Here is a 17014-nt window from a genome sequence, read left to right on the forward strand (position 1 = left end):
TCTGTTGCGCTTTATTCATCAAGGACGATAACCCCATGAAAAAAACTTGCGGCGCGCTGCTTCTCGTCTTGCTGACAACCCAGGCTGTCGCTGGCGTCAGTGCGATCGGCTTCCGCTCCTCCATCCTGCCCAACCCGCACAACGAGCGCCCGCTGGCCATGGTCGTCTGGTACCCAGGCACCACGACCGCCGCGGCGCAGTTGATTGCCGACGATGTGGTATTTGCCGGCACGTCAGCCGTTCGCGATGCACCCGCCACTGCTGGCGAACACCCGTTGGTAGTACTCTCCCACGGTTACCGCGGCAACTGGAGCAATCAGGCCTGGCTGGCAAGCGAATTGGCGCACCAGGGCTATATCGTCGCTGCGGTGAACCACCCCGGCACCACGACCCATGACCGCAATCCGCAGGCGGCGGCGCAGTTGGCCCAGCGCACTGTCGACCTGAGCCGGGTGATTGATGCGGTCACGGCTCAACCCGATAAATTTGGCATCGTCGCCACGCACCGAATCGCTGTCGCAGGCCATTCCCTCGGCGGCTGGACCGCGATGGAAATAGCCGGTGCCCGCTTCGACCCGCAGCTGTTTGCCCAGGACTGCGCTGCTCATCCGCAGCTTTCCAGTTGCCGCGTCTATCAACAGATCAACCCGGCCAGTACGCCAGCCGCGGAGGCCGCACTGGCGGGTGACTTGCGCGACAAGCGCATCACCGCGGTGGTATCGCTGGACCTGGGCCTGTCACGCGGGCTGACCGACGAAAGCCTTGCCGCATTGCCAGTACCAGCGCTGGTGATTGCCGCAGGGGCGCCGTCACAGGATCTGCCGGCGGCGCTGGAATCCGCCGACCTGGTCCAACGCCTGCCCAAGGCATCCACGCGTTATGTCGAGATTGGCGATGCCAGCCATTTCAGCTTCATGTCGCTCTGTAAACCGGGCGCGGTGGACTTGCTCGAAGAGGACAGTCCGGGCGATGGCATCATTTGCCGCGATGGCGAAAATGCGCGACCGCGTGCAGTGATTCAGCAGCAGGTCACCGCGCTGATCGCCGACTTCCTGACGCAGAACGTGAACAACCCGCACACCCCTTGATCAGATTCTCTTCGCCCATGACCTTGGAATCGGCCGACCCGCCCACATAACACTTAGTATCCCCATCGTCTCCGAGAGGAAGGACACACCATGACCACCCAAACCGAAACTGCCATTCTCGCCGGCGGCTGCTTCTGGGGCATGCAGGATCTGTTGCGCCGTTACCCCGGTGTGCTCAAAACCCGTGTCGGCTACACCGGCGGCGATGTGCCAAATGCGACGTACCGCAATCATGGCAATCATGCTGAAGCCATCGAGATCGAGTTTGATCCGGCGGTGATCAGTTACCGGCAGATTCTCGAGTTCTTCTTCCAGATTCACGATCCGAGCACTCCCAACCGACAGGGCAACGACCTCGGCCCGAGTTATCGCTCGGCTATTTATTACCTCAACGACGAGCAACGCGCTATTGCCGAAGACACCGCTGCCGACGTCGACGCATCTAAACTGTGGCCCGGCCGGGTGGTGACCGAAATCGAAGCGGCCGGACCGTTCTGGGAAGCAGAACCGGAGCATCAGGATTACCTGGAGCGGATACCGAATGGCTATACCTGCCACTTCATCCGGCCGAACTGGAAACTGCCGAAGCGCGGGTGACCTCGCGGTTTCGCGCGCCAAACCTGACGATCGTGTGGGAGCTGGCTTGCCAGCGAAGGCGTCGGGTCAGTCAGAGCAGCTGTGGCTGATACTCCGCTTTCGCGAGCAGGCTCGCTCCCACAGTGAATTTGTGTTTGGCCCGAATTTCACATGCACCGCCAAACCCTGTGGGAGCTGGCTTGCCAGCGAAGGCGTCGGGTCAGTCAAAGCAGCTGTGGCTGACATTCCGCTTTCGCAAGCAGGCTCGCTCCCACAGTGAATTTGTGTTTGGCCCGAATTTCACATACGCCGCCAAACCCTGTGGGAGCTGGCTTGCCAGCGAAGGCGCCGGGTCAGTCAGAGCAGCTGTGGCTGATACTCCGCTTTCGCGAGCAGGCTCGCTCCCACAGTGAGTTTGTGTTTGGCCCGAATTTCACATGCACCGCCAAACCCTGTGGGAGCTGGCTTGCCAGCGAAGGCGTCGGGCCAGTCAGAGCAGCTGTGGCTGATACTCCGCTTTCGCGAGCAGGCTCGCTCCCACAGTGAATTTGTGTTTGGCCCGCAATTGCCCATGCACCGCCAAACCCTGTGGGAGCTGGCTTGCCAGCGAAGGCGTTAGTGAAACTTTTCCGCCTCATTCGGCCCGATCACCTAACCTCATAGGCTGTGTGATCCATTCGAGCCGCCCCGCCCATGCGCCACCCATTGAAGCCGCTGTTTTTCATCGCCTTGCTGCTGTTCTTGCCGAGCGGTTTTGCGCTGTGGGCGGCCGATCTGCCGGCGCCGTCCGTCAGCAGCGCAGCGCCGCTGCCGGTGATTTCGCAAAGTGATCTGCAAGCCCTGCAACAGCGCCTTGACGGGCTTAAACAGCAGATCTCCGCCGCGAATAATTACAACCAGCTCGAAGGCCCGCAGGATCGCGTGCAGGCCTTCATTCTCGACGTCGATCGATTGTCGGCGGCGTTGTTGCCGCAGCAGGCGCAACTGGCGGTGCAGTTGGGTGTGCTGGGGGCAGCCCCGGGAACGGAAGTGGCGGCCGAGCAGGCCGATATCGTCGCGCAGCGCGCAGCGCTGGCGGAGCAGAAGAGCAAGGTCGACGGGACGCTGAAGAACCTGGCGACGCTGAAGCAGAGCGCGGCGGATCTGATTACGCAGATTGCCGGGATTCGCCGCACGCTGCTGGAAAGCGAGCTGACCTTGAGCACCCGCAGCGTGCTGAGTCCGCACTTCTGGTCGCCGCTGGTAAATCCGACGCTGGATGACCGCCAGCGACTGAGTTTTTTTGTCGATCAGGTGCGCACCACGGGCGCTACTGTCTGGGCCCCGGGGCAACGTTTTTTCACCTGCGTGCTGGTGCTGCTCGCGTTGCTCGTCTGGACATCCGGCCGAAGCCTGGCTGATCGCTGGCTGACCTGGGTGTGTATCCATCGCGTGCCGGAGGGACGTCTGCGCCGCAGTGCGCTGGCGTTTGCCTCGGCGATGGCGACCATCGTCACCACCGCGATTGCCCTGCAATTACTGTTTTACGCGTGTACCCGCCATGCGCCATTGCCGCCGATGCTTGAGACGTTTTCCGAGGAATTCGAAAAGGTCGTGTATGCCTGCGTACTGATCACCGGGCTCAGCCGCGCGCTGCTGTCGACCCAGCATCCGTCCTGGCGTCTGCCAGCGATCGCCGATCCGGTGGCGCTGGCCCTGCAACCCTACCCGCGCATTCTCGCCTGCACGCTGCTGGTGCTGGTGACGCTGGTGCAGGTCAGTAACGCCACGGGCATGAGCAGCCAGATCGTGATCGCCGGGCGCGGGGTGATCTCGCTGGTGATGCTGGTGATTTTCACCACGCTGCTGCTACGTGTCGGCCGCGTGCGCAAGGCGCTGTTGGCGGCCAACGACCTGTCGGCGGCACACAGTACGTTCGCCGGTGTGATCTACACCGTCGCCAGCGTTTCGATGTTTGTCTCGGCCATTGCGCTGCTCGCCGGCTACGTGTCGCTGGCACGCTTCATCAGTTATGAACTGGTGTGGGCGTACATCGTGCTGTCAGGTTTTTATTTACTGATCCAGTTGGTCAAGGACGCCTGCGAACATCTGTTTTCGCCCCGGCATGCCAGCGGCAAGGCGCTCAAGCAGTTGCTCGGCATGGGCGACCGGCGCCTGGAGCAGATTGCAATCCTGCTCTCCGGGGTCAGCCGCGCGGGGCTGCTGCTGATGGCGGTGATCGCGCTGTTTGTCGGCGGCATCGGCACCACGCTGGGGCAGTTGGCAACCAACATCATGGCGATCCTCGGCGGCGCCGGACTGCGCAAGCTGAACATCGTCCCGGGTCATCTGCTCAACGCCCTGCTGGCGCTGATGATCGGCATTTGGCTGATTCGCGCATTGCGCCGCTGGCTCGACAATGAGTTCCTGCCCAAGACCGACATGGACCCGGGCATGTGCGCATCACTGAGCACGCTGTTTTCCAATATCGGCTATGCCTTCGTGATTCTGCTGACCCTGTCATCACTGGGGGTGCAGTGGACCAACCTGGCATGGATCGTCAGCGCGCTGTCAGTGGGGATCGGGTTTGGCCTGCAGGAAATCGTCAAAAACTTCGTCTCAGGGCTGATTCTGCTGACCGAACGCCCAGTGAAAGTCGGCGATCTGATCAGCATCAGCGGCGTCGAGGGCGACATTCGCCGGATTAACGTGCGCGCCACGGAAATCCAGCTCAGCGACCGCTCGATCGTCATCGTGCCCAACTCGCAACTGATCTCGCAAAACCTGCGCAACGTCACTCTCGGTGGCAGTGCTCAAGGCGTAGCGTCGCTGGAACTGGTATTCCCGCTGGACATCGATCCCGAGGCTGTCAAGGACCTGCTGCTGGACACCTACCGCGAAAACGAAACCATCCTCGACAAACCGGCGCCGTTCGTGCGTTTCAGCAAGTTGTCAGCGGAGGGCATTACCTTGACCGTGACCGGCTACGTCAGCAGCCCGCGAATTGTCGGGGTGACCAAAAGCGATTTGTTGTTCGAGATACTCAGGCGCCTGGGCGTGGCCGGGATTGCCTTGGCAACGCCGCCGGCGGCGAGTTGATCGACTTCCCCATACCGTTCACTCGCAACCCCGCCCGGCCGAGTCGCTGCCCCGCTACCGAGCCGCCCCGCCGAATGGCGCCGTGCTGCTGCGCGGGGTCAGGGTAAACGGCAAGACCACATGCCGCGTCACCAGTGCTTGCTTCTCGATCAGCGCAATCAACATCTCGACGGCTTTCTCGCCGAAGGCCTCGGCCGGTTGCGAAATGGTGGTCAACGGCGGATCGCAGTATGCCGCCATCGGAATGTCATCGAAGCCGACCAGCGACATGTCCTCAGGAACGCGCAGCCCCGCCTGACGGATGCGCTTCAGTGCACCGATGGCCATTTCGTCGTTTTCACAAAACAGCGCACTGGGCCGATCGGCCAGTGCGAGCATCTTCGCGGCCCCGGCAAATCCGGCGTCGAGGCTGAAATTGCCATGGCAGACCAGCGTTTCGTCGAAAGCGATAGCGGCTTCGGCCAGCGCCGCCGCGTACCCTGCCAGTCGATCGCGAGTCAGCGGACTGTTTTTCGAGCCCTTGATCAAGCCGATACGCCGGTGCCCAAGGGCAAGCAGGTGTTCGGTCATGGCTTTGGCGGCGGCGAAGTTGTCCAGGCTGATCGTTGGATGACGTCCGCCGTGGATGACTTCGCAGGCGTTGACGATGGGTGGCAGATCGGCGTCGGCTGCGACGTTTTCGAATGGATCAAAAGCGCGCAACTGGATCACGCCGTCAGCCTGATAGGCATACACCAGCTCTGCAAATTGTCGTTCCAGCGCTTCGCGACCCTGAGTATCGCAGAGCAGCAATCGATAACCGGCGGCCTGGGCCGCTTGCTGCGCGCCGCTGATCACCCGGGCGAAAAAGGTGTTGGCGATGGTCGGCACCAGAATCACCAGGTTGCCGGTGCGCCGTGAGCGAAACTGCACCGCCATCAGGTTCGGCCGATAACCCGCCTGCTCCACCGCAGCCAAAACGCGTTCACGGGTGGGCGCCAATACGCGCTCGGGCGATTTCAATGTCCTCGACACGGTCGCTACCGAAACGCCAGCCAGTCGAGCCACTTCGCGAATATTGGACAAAATCACCTCGTTGTTTCACGCCGATCAGGCGCGGAGCTTACCGCACGCGACGCCTGACCGAAACGCAGTTGCTGATTGAGCGCGATTTGACACCCGACCATTTCGAGCCTAGATTTCGACCACGATGTAACCGGTTACATCACCCATCAAACTCAGATCCAGCGAACGAGACGACCGCCATGCACAGTGCCGCGAAAAAAATAAGAATGGGGTTTGTCGGAGGCGGTGAAGGTTCATTCATCGCCCGCGCCCACCGTCAGGCCGCCGGCCTCGATGGACGCTTTGAACTGGTCTGCGGTGCCTTCAGCCGCGACCGGCAGAATAATCAGCGCACAGGTGCCACGCTGGGCCTGGCCGCCGACCGCTGCTATGACGACTGGAGGGCCCTGCTCACCCGCGAGGCTGCGCTTCCGGCTGAGCAACGCATGCAGCTGCTGGTCGTCGTCACGCCCAATCATCTCCACGCACCGATTGCCAGCCAGGCATTGAGCGACGGTTTCCATGTATTCAGCGAGAAGCCCGCCGCGCTGAATCTGGCGCAAGTGCAAGGGCTGCATTCAGTGGTCGCCAGCAGCAAGCGAGTCTACGCGCTGGCACACACCTATCTCGGCTATGCGATGGTCTGGCAGGCACGAGAGATGGTCGCCAGTGGTGTCATCGGTCGCGTGCGCAAAGTCTTCGTCGAATACCCACAGGGCTGGCTCAGCACCGACGTCGCCGGGCAAGGCAACAAGCAGGCCGGCTGGCGCGACGACCCGGCGCAATCCGGGATCGGCGGCTGCATCGGCGACATCGGCACCCATGCGTTTTCTCTGGCGGAATTCGTTGCCGGGCAGTCGATTCAGTTCATCAGCGCGATGCTCGGCTCGCATGTCGCGGGCCGGCAACTGGACGACGATGTGGCAATGCTGTTCAAAATGACCGAGGGCGCGAGCGGCGTCTTGCTCGCCAGTCAGGTGTGCGCGGGCGAAGAAAACCCGCTGAAGATTCGCGTCTATGGCGATAAGGGCGGGCTGGAATGGCGTCAGGAACAGCCGGCGAGTTTGATTCACCGTCCGTTGAACGAGCCGATGCGCATTCTGCGTTCGGGCGTCGGCCAGCCATGGCTGTGTGCTGATGCAAGCCGGCGCATGCGCCTGCCCGCCGGGCATCCTGAAGGCTACCTCGAGGCCATGGCCAACCTGTACGGCGACCTCGCCGAGGCGATTCTTGGTGGCACCGAAGACCATCAGGCGCCGGGCGTCCCGGGAATCGAGACCGGCCTGCGCGGCATGGCCTTCATCGAAACCGCCATCGCCAATCACCTCGGCAACGAAAAGTGGAGCGAGATCCCGGGCCAACTGACAGGAGTTGCGAACCATGAACACGGTTAAGCAAAACGCTACAGGAATGAAAGGACCGGGGATTTTCCTCGCGCAGTTCATCGCTGACGAGGCGCCCTTCGACACGCTCGGCAACATTGCCGAGTGGGCGGCTTCGCAAGGCTACAAGGCCATTCAATTACCGACCCTCGGCACTCGCTTCATCGATCTGCAGCGCGCCGCTGACAGTCAGGATTACTGCGACGAGCTGATCGCCGTCTGCGCCCGCGCAGGTGTGGTCATCAGTGAGTTGTCGACGCACCTGCAAGGGCAACTGGTGGCGGTGCACCCGGCCTTCGACAGCCTGTTCGACGACTTCGCCCCGCCCGCACTGCGCGGCAAACCGGGTGAGCGCACCGAATGGGCCATCGAACAGCTGAAACTCGCCGCGCGCGCCAGCCAGCGTCTCGGACTCACCGCCCACGCCACCTTTTCCGGCGCCCTGCTCTGGCCCTACGTCTATCCGTGGCCGCAACGTCCGGCGGGTTTGGTCGAGCAGGGTTTCGCCGAGCTCGGCAAGCGCTGGCTGCCGATTCTCGACTGCTTCGAAGAAGCCGGCGTCGATCTGTGCTACGAAATCCACCCCGGTGAAGACCTGCATGACGGTGCGTCTTTTGAACAGTTTCTCGACGCGGTGAATCATCACCCGCGTGCCGCAATCCTTTACGACCCGAGCCATCTATTGCTTCAGCAGATGGATTACCTGGGGTTCATTGATCGCTACCACGCGCGCATTCGCATGTTTCATGTCAAGGACGCCGAGTTCCGCCCCGACGCGCGCTCCGGCGTTTACGGGGGTTATCAGGGCTGGGTCGACCGTCCCGGACGCTTCCGCTCTTTGGGCGACGGCCAGATCGATTTCAAGTCGATCTTCAGCAAACTGTGCCAATACGACTTCAACGGCTGGGCAGTGCTGGAGTGGGAATGCTGCCTGAAAGACGCCGCGCAAGGTGCGGCCGAAGGCGCGGCGTTTATTCAGCAGCACATGATCCGCAAGACCGCCAAGGCCTTCGACGATTTCGCCGGGGTCAGCGCTGATGCGGCTTCCAACCGGCGCTTGCTCGGGCTGGCCGACGACTGATTCATCCGCGTTACCGACATAAAAACAATACGGTGATCTGAAATGAACGTAATGAATGCGCGACTCAGCGTGATGATGTTTTTGCAGTTCTTTATCTGGGGTGGCTGGTTCGTCACCCTCGGCACGTTTCTGGCGACCACGCTCGCCGCCAGCGGCGGGCAGATCGGCATGGCGTTCGCCACGCAATCATGGGGTGCGATCCTGGCGCCGTTTGTCATCGGCCTGATTGCCGACCGATTTTTCAATGCCGAACGCATTTTGGCGGTGCTGCATCTGCTCGGTGCGGTGTTGCTTTATCAGCTTTATCGCGCGGCTGATTTTAGTACCTTCTACCCGTACGTACTGAGCTACATGATGGTCTACATGCCGACACTGGCGCTGGTCAACGCCGTGGCGTTCCGCCAGATCAAAGACCCGGCGCTGGAATTTTCGCGCATCCGCGTATGGGGCACGGTGGGCTGGATTGTTGCCGGCGTGGTGATCAGCTTCGGGTTTGCCTGGGATTCCCAGCAAAGCATCGCAACGGGTGGCTTGCGCAATACGTTTCTGATGTCAGCCGTCGCTTCGTTGCTGTTGGGGATTTATAGCTTCAGCCTGCCGAACACGGCACCGCTGAAAAGCGCAGCAGGTGCATCAAGCCTCAAGCAGATGCTGGGGGTCGATGCGCTGGGTTTGCTCAAGGACCGCAGCTACCTGGTGTTTTTCCTCGCCTCGATCCTGATCTGCATTCCGCTGGCGTTTTATTACCAGAATGCCAATCCGTTTCTGGCCGAGATCGGCGTGACCAATCCGACGGCGAAGATGGCCATCGGTCAGGTCTCGGAAGTGCTGTTCATGCTACTGCTGCCGCTGTTTATCCATCGATTCGGCATCAAGATCGCCCTGTTGGTCGGTATGGCCGCCTGGGCGTTGCGTTACGTGCTGTTCGCCTTCGGCAACAACGACGATCAGGCATTTATGCTGCTGGTTGGCATCGCGCTGCACGGCGTCTGCTATGACTTCTTCTTCGTTTCCGGGCAGATCTACACCGATGCCAAGGCGCCGGAACGCTTCCGCAGCTCCGCACAAGGTTTGATTACCTTGGCCACTTACGGTTTGGGGATGTTGATTGGTTTCTGGATTGCGGGACGGATTACCGATCACTTCACGTCAGGCGCGGGTCACGACTGGAGAAGCATCTGGCTATTCCCCGCCGGTTTTTCCGTGGCGGTGCTGCTGTGTTTTTGGGCGACATTCAAGGGCCGCGATCGCGACAAGGCTGTGCTGCCGACGGCGGTTTAAACGAGGATCGTGATGCGCGAGTAAATCGAATGCCGCCGATGTTTGAGGCGGCATTCGCGATCAACGCTCATTGTTACGCTCAAGCGGTGCGACGTTCGAGCAGACGATCAGCACCGCCTTCGGCGACCCGATTGCCTTGCAGATGGTCGGAACCGTCAGAGGCGACGGCATCGCTGAACAGCGGGTCGGTTTCGGTCGCAGCGACGGCGTCGCTGAACAGACGATCGGTTTCAGTGGCGGCGACGGCATCGCTGAACAGGCGGTCGGTTTCGGTGGCGGCGACAGCGTCGCTGAACAGTGGGTCGGTTTCGGTGGCGGCAAAAGCGTTCAGTGCAAAAACCGAGAAAGCAATACCGAGGATAGTCTGGCGTTTCATGATGATGTGCTCCGGGTTGCAGTGGTTGGGTATGGAGCCGATCTTACGCCGCGCCAGGGATATGAGAACTTCATTGACTTAATGGTTGTTATTGACGCAATCAATGATTGCTGCGTGCATTAGAAGCAACTTTGATCGACCTACACTAATGCTTACGTGTCCAAGCGAAACGCCTTACAACGTCGAGATCACAAAACTTACAAATCCTATTTATGACAGTTTTTTTCAAACAAAAAAAGACCCGAATCGGTCGAAACCGAAACGGGTCTCCCCCACCAAAACGACCTCTACTTCAGGTCGTCAAAGTGGTCTCGCAGGAACTCGTAAAAGCGCAGGGCTTTCAACAATCTCCATACAAGGCTCAGCGTACGCAGCAAAAGCTTCATACGTTTTGGCCTCCAGGGCTGGCGGCCAAACCTCCAGCAAACTTACCGGACCCTGCGTGCCTTCAGCCGACTGGTTAGAGTGGCTGGTGAGGCGGCCGGTTGAAATCCCTTCGAGACATCATTCCGGCGCGGGTGCGAATCCGCGTCGAAGGGCGTAAAACCTTTTGAGCCCCCAGCCAAACCTCCCCGCCGCTCTATCAGTTGAGCGCGGGCATATTAACCTGAAAACTACAGGGCAAAAGCGCCGCTAACGCCATTATTCATCAAACGCCGCCACACCTTTGTTAAATGTTATTTCTGCCAAACTACGTTTAACAAACATAAACATGTAAATACTTCGCAGGGCTGAAGGCGCGCTTGTTTCGAACGTCTGTTCAACCGTTGCAAGGAACGGTAAAACTCCATACCATGGCAATCCTGGTTAGGGTGGCTGGTGAAGCACATGGCTTCGACCGCAAATCGAGGCTTACTAAAAAACCGCCCCGCGAAGGCGGTTTTTTTTCGTCTGCGTTTTCTCGTCCCGCCCGACCAAGACACCTTCTCTGACTTGCCCCCTCCTCACCTGCACAAATCTTCTAAACACCCACCTCCCCCAAGCGGTATTTTAAGAGCGCCTCTGCTCAACCGCCCTTGGAGTGCCCTGATGGATAAACGCAACTGGATCTCCCTCTCCCAGGATGTCGATACCGGGATCGAGTCGATTCGTGCGCATTTCCGTGGGCATGCCTACGATCCGCACTGGCATGACAGTTTTCTCGTCGGGGTCACCGAGCAAGGTGTGCAGCAATTCAATTGCCGGCGTGTGCGCCACCGCAGCACGCCGGGCCACGTGTTCCTGCTTGAACCGGGTGAAATCCACGATGGCCATGCGCCGACCGAGGACGGCTTTACTTACTCGATGCTGTACCTCGATCCACACTGGCTGGAGCGGGAACTGCACGCGCTGTTTGAAAATGCGCCCGCCGACAGCCAGCCGGGTTTTGCCGACACGCTGAGCCACGACCCGCGCCTGTCGACGGCGATTGTGCAAGCCTTCCACGCGTTGCACGAAGGCGATTTGCGCATCGTCCGCCAGACCGCCATCGATGCCCTGCTGGCGTCCCTTACCCGCCACCTCGACTGGCGCAAGCGTCAGGACTTCGACCCGCGCCTGCCACTGGTTGCGCAAGTCGCGCGCGATTATCTGCACGCGCACACTTATGAAGACATCGGCCTCGACGACCTCGCCCGGGTCTGTAGCGTGGACCGTTTTCGCCTGACCCGTGCGTTCAAGGCCGCTTTCGGCCTGGCGCCCCATGCCTACTTGATCCAGCTGCGCCTGGCCAAGGCTCGGCAGTTGCTGGCGCGCGGCGAAACGCCGGCGCAGGTCGCCAGCGTGCTCGGTTTTGCCGACCAGAGTCATCTGGGCCGCTGGTTCCGCCGCGCCTATCAACTGACCCCCGCGGACTACCGCAAACGCTGCTCAAATCTTCCAGACTGACGCCCGCCCGCTAACGATCATGGTGTCCTGTTTTGACTTTCAGGAATCTGCACCATGGCCTCGTTACTGCCCTTTCTGCTGTTTGCTTTCGTCGCTTCGATCACGCCGGGGCCGACCAATATTCTGGTTTTGAGCCACAGCGCGCGGCGCGGACTGATCGCCACGTTACCGATCATTTTCGGCGCCTGCGCGGCGGCGGCGTTGATCGTGCTGGTGGTCGGGCTGGGCGCTGGCGAAACCCTGTTGCGTTTTCCGCGGGTGCAGCAAGCGATGGCCTGGGGCGGCGTGCTCTGGCTGAGCTGGCTGGCGTGGCAGATCTTTCGCAGTACGCCGCCATCACTGGACCCTTCTGCCGCGCAAGAACAAGGCCTCAGCGTGTTCAGCGCGGCCATGCTGCAATTGGTCAACCCCAAGGTGTGGATGATGGCGGTGGCGGTGGTCAGTGTGTTTGTCGGCGGCGGCGACAAAACGCTGCGGCTGCTGGTGTTGTCGCTGGCGTTTCTGCTGGTGTCGTTGCCGTGCATGACGCTTTGGGCGTTGCTCGGTGTGGGCAGCGCGCGGTTGCTCAGCTCAGCGCAGGCGTTCAAGCGCATGAACGCGGTTTTGGCCGTTCTCCTGCTGCTCTCCGCTTGGCTGGCCGTGTTGGTCTAATGCCCGGTGGCGTGGCGATACTCGCGCGGCGTAAAGCCGGTCGACGCCTTGAACTGACGGGTGAAAGCGCTGTGATCGGTGTAACCGCATTGCAGCGCAACGTCCGTAATCGGCAAGTCGCTGTGCAGCAATCGATGCGCGTGTTCCAGACGAACCTTCTGGATCATTTGCCGTGGCGTCAGGTGGAATACCCGCTTGCAGTAGCGCTCCAGTTGCGCCACGGAAATACCGGCGATCCGTGTCAGTTCACCGAGGGTCACGCGCCGGTTGAAGTGAGCGCGGATGTGCGCATCGACAGCGGCCAGTCGCTCGAACGCCGGATGGGTTTCAGTGGCTGATTGCAGATCCACCGAAATCCCCGCCAAGCCGATGATCACTCCATCACGGTTATAGATCGGTCGTTTGTGGGTCAAACACCAACCCGGTTCGCGACTGCCGTACAAATGCAGTTCGAGCTGATCCTCCAGCACAAAACCTTCCTCCAGCACTTTGCGATCCTGCTCGGTATAGCCCGGCCCCAACTGCGCCGGGAACACTTGTGCGCTGGTCTTGCCGAGCAACGGACGCAAGTCCTTCAGGCCACAGCGCTGCACCAGCGTGCGGTTGGCCAGCACATAGCGCGCTTGCAAATCCTTGATGAAAATCGCCGCGTTGGGGATCACATCGAGTATCGGCAACAGCGGCGCGACGCTGATGATCATCTCTTCGAGGGTCTGCGGCCGCAGGCCGTCAGCACCTTGGCACAGGATCGAGAATCCAGGCTGCATCTAAACCATCCCCCTTGCGATGAACCGCCGGAAAAGCGTCCGCGAGCAGATTGCAGCAACGTCGGCGCGCTGTCGAGGCCGCGCATTCGTCGCGGCGATTGTGCTGATTTCGTCATCGATCGCTGCGCAAAACATCAATCGGCGTCATGTCGATCGGTTCAAAGTCTGGCTGTCCCGGTGACACAACTGCCTATCCAATAACTCACAAGAAGGCGATGCCATGTCAGGCCAAGGCAAGTTCAAAAAACAGCTTTCACTGATCGACCTCACATTTATCGGACTGGGAGCGATCTTCGGTTCCGGCTGGCTGTTCGCGGCCAGCCATGTGTCCGCCATCGCCGGGCCAGCGGGGATTTTCTCCTGGCTGCTGGGCGGTTTCGCCGTGTTGCTGCTGGGCATCGTGTATTGCGAATTGGGCGCGGCATTGCCCCGTGCCGGCGGTGTGGTGCGCTACCCGGTGTATTCCCATGGGCCGTTGCTCGGTTATCTGATGGGGTTCATCACCCTGATTGCCTTTTCCAGTCTGGTGGCGATCGAGGTGGTTGCCTCGCGCCAATACGCGGCGGCGTGGTTTCCCGACCTGACCAAGGCCGGCAGCAACGATCCGACGATCCTTGGCTGGCTGGTGCAGTTCGGCCTGCTCTGTGTGTTTTTCTTTCTCAACTATCGCAGCGTGAAGACCTTCGCCAAAGCCAACAACCTGGTGAGCGTTTTCAAGTTCATCGTGCCGTTGCTGGTGATCGGTGTGCTGTTCACCTTCTTCAAACCCGAGAACTTCCAGGTGCAAGGCTTCGCCCCGTTCGGTCTGTCAGGCGTCGAGATGGCGGTCTCGGCCGGTGGGATTATCTTTGCCTACCTGGGCCTGACGCCGATCATCTCGGTGGCCAGCGAGGTGAAAAATCCGCAGCGCACCATTCCCATCGCGCTGATTCTTTCGGTGCTGTTGTCGACCTTGATTTACGTGCTGCTGCAAATGGCGTTTCTCGGCAGCATCCCCACCGAAATGCTCGCCAACGGCTGGGCCGGCATCAGCAAGGAATTCGCCCTGCCTTATCGCGACATCGCCCTGGCGCTCGGTGTGGGCTGGCTGGCGTGGCTGGTGGTTGCCGACGCGGTGATCTCGCCGAGCGGCTGCGGCAACATTTACATGAACGCTACGCCGCGCGTGATCTACGGCTGGGCACAGACCGGGACGTTTTTCAAAGTCTTCACCCGCATCGACGAAAAGTCCGGCATTCCGCGCCCAGCGCTGTGGCTGACCTTCGCCCTGTCGGTGTTCTGGACCCTGCCGTTTCCGTCGTGGGAAGCGCTGATCAATGTGGTTTCGGCTGCACTGGTGCTGAGCTACGCCGTGGCGCCCGTGTCGGTCGCCGCGCTGCGTCGCAATGCGCCGGACATGCCACGCCCGTTCCGGGTCAAGGGCATGGGCGTGCTCGGACCGGTGTCGTTCATCATCGCCGCGCTGATCGTCTATTGGTCGGGCTGGAACACCGTGTCGTGGCTGCTTGGCCTGCAAATCCTGATGTTTGTCTTGTATCTGCTCTGCGGCCGTTTCGTGCCGACCGCTCACCTGAGTCTGGCGCGTCAAGTGCGTTCGTCGGCGTGGCTGATCGCCTTCTACGCCGTGACCATCGTGCTGTCGAAACTCGGCACCTTCGGCGGACTGGGCATCCTCGCTCATCCGTTCGACACGATCGTCGTCGCCGCTTGCGCCACCGGGATTTATTACTGGGGCGCGGCGACCGGTGTGCCAGCGCACCTCTTGCGTCTGGACGAGGACGACGAAAGCGAAGCCGCCATGCCCTCCGCCACTGTCAATGCACGCCCTGCCGGCGCCTACTGAATTCACCCAACGGGACATGTTCATGAAACGAGTACACGTGATTGATTCCCACACCGGCGGCGAACCGACGCGCCTGGTGATGAGCGGCTTCCCCGAGCTGCCCGGCAACAGCATGGCCGAGCAGCGCGATGTTCTGCGCAACCAGCACGATCAGTGGCGCCGCGCCTGTCTGCTGGAGCCGCGCGGCAACGACGTGTTGGTCGGCGCGCTGTATCGCGCGCCAGTGTCGCCGGACGCCACGTGCGGGGTGATTTTCTTCAACAACGCCGGCTATCTGGGCATGTGCGGCCACGGCACCATCGGCCTGATCAATTCATTGCACTATCTGGGACGGATCGCGCCGGGGGTGCACAAGATCGACACACCGGTCGGCCAGGTCAGCGCCACCTTGCACGACGATGGCTCGGTCACTCTGGGCAACGTGCCCGCCTGGCGTTATCGCAAACAAGTCCCGGTGGACGTTCCGGGATTTGGCCGCGTGGTCGGAGATATCGCCTATGGCGGCAACTGGTTTTACCTGGTCTCCGAGCATGGCCAGACCTTGCACATGGACAATGTCGAACACCTGACGGCATACACCTGGGCGATGCTCAAAGCGCTGGAAGACCAGGGCATTCATGGCGAAGACGGCGCGGTCATCGACCACATCGAACTGTTCGCCGACGACGCCAGCGCCGACAGCCGCAACTTCGTCATGTGCCCCGGCAAAGCCTACGACCGCTCACCGTGCGGCACCGGCACCAGCGCCAAACTCGCGTGCCTGGCCGCCGACGACAAACTGCAACCCGGCGCGCCGTGGGTACAGGCGAGCATCACCGGTAGCCAGTTCGAAGGCCGCTTTGAATGGGAAGGCGAGCGCATCCGCCCGTTCATCACCGGCCGCGCCTACATGACCGCCGACAGCACCCTGTTGATCGACGAAAACGACCCGTTCGCGTGGGGCATCTGAGCCGCCGCGCCGATCTTTCACCTCGAATAAAATCAAATGCCAAGGAGTTAGAACATGAGCGACAACATTTTCACCGGTTGCATGCCGGCCCTGATGACCCCGTGCACGGCCCAGCGTAAACCCGACTTTGATGCGCTGGTGGCCAAGGGTCGCGAGCTGATCGATATCGGCATGAGCGCCGTGGTTTATTGCGGCTCCATGGGCGACTGGCCGTTGCTCACCGAGGCCGAGCGCCAGGAAGGCGTGGCGCGGCTGGTAGCCGCCGGCGTGCCGACCATCGTCGGCACGGGCGCGGTGAACACCCGTGAGGCGGTGTCTCACGCAGCCCATGCAGCGAAAGTCGGCGCGCAAGGCTTGATGGTCATCCCGCGTGTGCTGTCCCGTGGGGCTTCGGCGACGGCGCAAAAGGCTCACTTTGCCGCCATTCTGCAAGCCGCGCCGAACTTGCCGGCAGTGATCTACAACAGCCCTTACTACGGCTTCGCCACCCGCGCCGATCTGTTTTTCGAACTGCGCCGCGAGTACCCGAACCTGATCGGCTTCAAGGAATTCGGCGGTGCTGCGGATTTGCGTTACGCGGCAGAAAACATCACCTCCAAGGATGACGACGTGACGCTGATGGTCGGCGTCGACACCCAAGTGGTGCACGGTTTCGTCAACTGCAACGCCACCGGCGCCATCACTGGCATCGGCAACGCCCTGCCCCGGGAAGTGCTGCAACTGGTGGCCCTGAGCAAGCAAGCGGCGCAAGGCGATGCCAAGGCACGACGTCAGGCGCGGGAACTGGAATCGGCGCTGGCGGTGCTGTCATCGTTCGATGAAGGTTGTGATCTGGTGCTGTATTACAAGCACCTGATGGTGCTCAACGGGGACAAGGAATACGCCCTGCACTTCAACGAGACCGACACGTTGAGCGATTCGCAACGGCGCTACGCCGAGAAGCAGTATTCGCTGTTCCGTCACTGGTACGAAAACTGGTCGGCCGAGCAGAACTTCGCCTGACCGCGACCTGCCGTGGAGCATCACGATTCG

Annotated in this window: 14 protein-coding genes; 11 read left to right on the top strand and 3 right to left on the bottom strand. The window is 60.9% G+C overall.

Going from position 1 to position 17014, the window contains the following annotated elements; genetic code table 11:
• Positions 1-35 precede the first annotated feature (35 nt).
• From HU739_RS06310 to HU739_RS06320, 3 genes are all read left to right on the top strand, one after another.
• Positions 36-1088, top strand: coding sequence for an alpha/beta hydrolase family protein (locus HU739_RS06310; RefSeq protein ID WP_186547862.1), 1053 nt, complete (start codon positions 36-38; stop codon positions 1086-1088).
• A 90-nt stretch (positions 1089-1178) separates the two neighbouring features.
• On the top strand, positions 1179-1685 hold the full coding sequence (gene msrA, locus HU739_RS06315; protein ID WP_186547864.1) for a peptide-methionine (S)-S-oxide reductase MsrA: 507 nt from the start codon (positions 1179-1181) through the stop codon (positions 1683-1685).
• 672 nt (positions 1686-2357) lie between these two features.
• Entirely contained in the window at positions 2358-4742 is a 2385-nt protein-coding gene (locus HU739_RS06320; protein ID WP_186547866.1) for a DUF3772 domain-containing protein, read from the top strand.
• A gap of 54 nt (positions 4743-4796) precedes the next feature.
• Here the strand turns inward: HU739_RS06320 and HU739_RS06325 are convergent, their stop codons facing one another.
• Positions 4797-5807, bottom strand: a complete 1011-nt coding sequence (locus HU739_RS06325; RefSeq protein ID WP_186547868.1) for a LacI family DNA-binding transcriptional regulator — start codon at positions 5805-5807, stop codon at positions 4797-4799.
• Positions 5808-5986: 179 nt separating this feature from the next.
• Here HU739_RS06325 and HU739_RS06330 point away from each other — a divergent pair, with 179 nt between their 5' ends.
• From HU739_RS06330 to HU739_RS06340, 3 genes are read left to right on the top strand one after another with little or no spacing between them, the layout of a single operon-like run.
• Complete coding sequence (locus tag HU739_RS06330) at positions 5987-7180, top strand: Gfo/Idh/MocA family protein (RefSeq protein WP_186547870.1); 1194 nt, start codon at positions 5987-5989, stop codon at positions 7178-7180.
• Positions 7167-8249, top strand: a complete 1083-nt coding sequence (locus HU739_RS06335; protein WP_186547872.1) for a sugar phosphate isomerase/epimerase family protein — start codon at positions 7167-7169, stop codon at positions 8247-8249. The genes HU739_RS06330 and HU739_RS06335 overlap by 14 nt, the downstream gene beginning before the upstream one ends.
• Before the next feature lie 42 nt (positions 8250-8291).
• Positions 8292-9530, top strand: a complete 1239-nt coding sequence (locus HU739_RS06340) for a nucleoside permease (RefSeq protein ID WP_186547873.1) — start codon at positions 8292-8294, stop codon at positions 9528-9530.
• A 79-nt stretch (positions 9531-9609) separates the two neighbouring features.
• Here HU739_RS06340 and HU739_RS06345 read toward each other — a convergent pair whose 3' ends face one another.
• Positions 9610-9906 carry a hypothetical protein gene (locus HU739_RS06345; RefSeq protein WP_186547875.1) on the bottom strand — a complete coding sequence of 99 codons (297 nt, stop codon included), beginning with the start codon at positions 9904-9906 and terminating at the stop codon, positions 9610-9612.
• A 1029-nt stretch (positions 9907-10935) separates the two neighbouring features.
• Between HU739_RS06345 and HU739_RS06350 the strand changes: the two genes are divergently transcribed.
• Positions 10936-11772 carry an AraC family transcriptional regulator gene (locus tag HU739_RS06350; protein ID WP_186547877.1) on the top strand — a complete coding sequence of 279 codons (837 nt, stop codon included), beginning with the start codon at positions 10936-10938 and terminating at the stop codon, positions 11770-11772.
• Positions 11773-11826: 54 nt separating this feature from the next.
• A complete protein-coding gene (locus tag HU739_RS06355) occupies positions 11827-12423 on the top strand; it encodes a LysE family translocator (protein ID WP_186547879.1) in 597 nt (198 codons plus the stop codon).
• On the opposite strand, the gene HU739_RS06360 is transcribed toward HU739_RS06355, so the two are convergent.
• A complete protein-coding gene (locus tag HU739_RS06360; protein ID WP_186547881.1) occupies positions 12420-13190 on the bottom strand; it encodes an AraC family transcriptional regulator in 771 nt (256 codons plus the stop codon). The genes HU739_RS06355 and HU739_RS06360 overlap by 4 nt on opposite strands.
• A gap of 220 nt (positions 13191-13410) precedes the next feature.
• Here HU739_RS06360 and HU739_RS06365 point away from each other — a divergent pair, with 220 nt between their 5' ends.
• Genes HU739_RS06365 through HU739_RS06375 form a run of 3 tightly spaced genes read left to right on the top strand, consistent with a single transcriptional unit; the run spans position 13411 to position 16984 of the window.
• The gene (locus HU739_RS06365) at positions 13411-15033 is read left to right on the top strand and encodes an APC family permease (RefSeq protein ID WP_186547883.1); all 1623 of its coding nucleotides are present in this window, start codon (positions 13411-13413) and stop codon (positions 15031-15033) included.
• 22 nt (positions 15034-15055) lie between these two features.
• Positions 15056-15982, top strand: coding sequence for a 4-hydroxyproline epimerase (locus tag HU739_RS06370; protein ID WP_186547885.1), 927 nt, complete (start codon positions 15056-15058; stop codon positions 15980-15982).
• Between the two features lie 54 nt (positions 15983-16036).
• Positions 16037-16984, top strand: a complete 948-nt coding sequence (locus HU739_RS06375; RefSeq protein WP_186547887.1) for a dihydrodipicolinate synthase family protein — start codon at positions 16037-16039, stop codon at positions 16982-16984.
• Positions 16985-17014: the final 30 nt, after the last annotated feature.

Source organism: Pseudomonas hamedanensis (genome assembly GCF_014268595.2).
Taxonomy (GTDB): Bacteria; Pseudomonadota; Gammaproteobacteria; order Pseudomonadales; family Pseudomonadaceae; genus Aquipseudomonas; species Aquipseudomonas hamedanensis.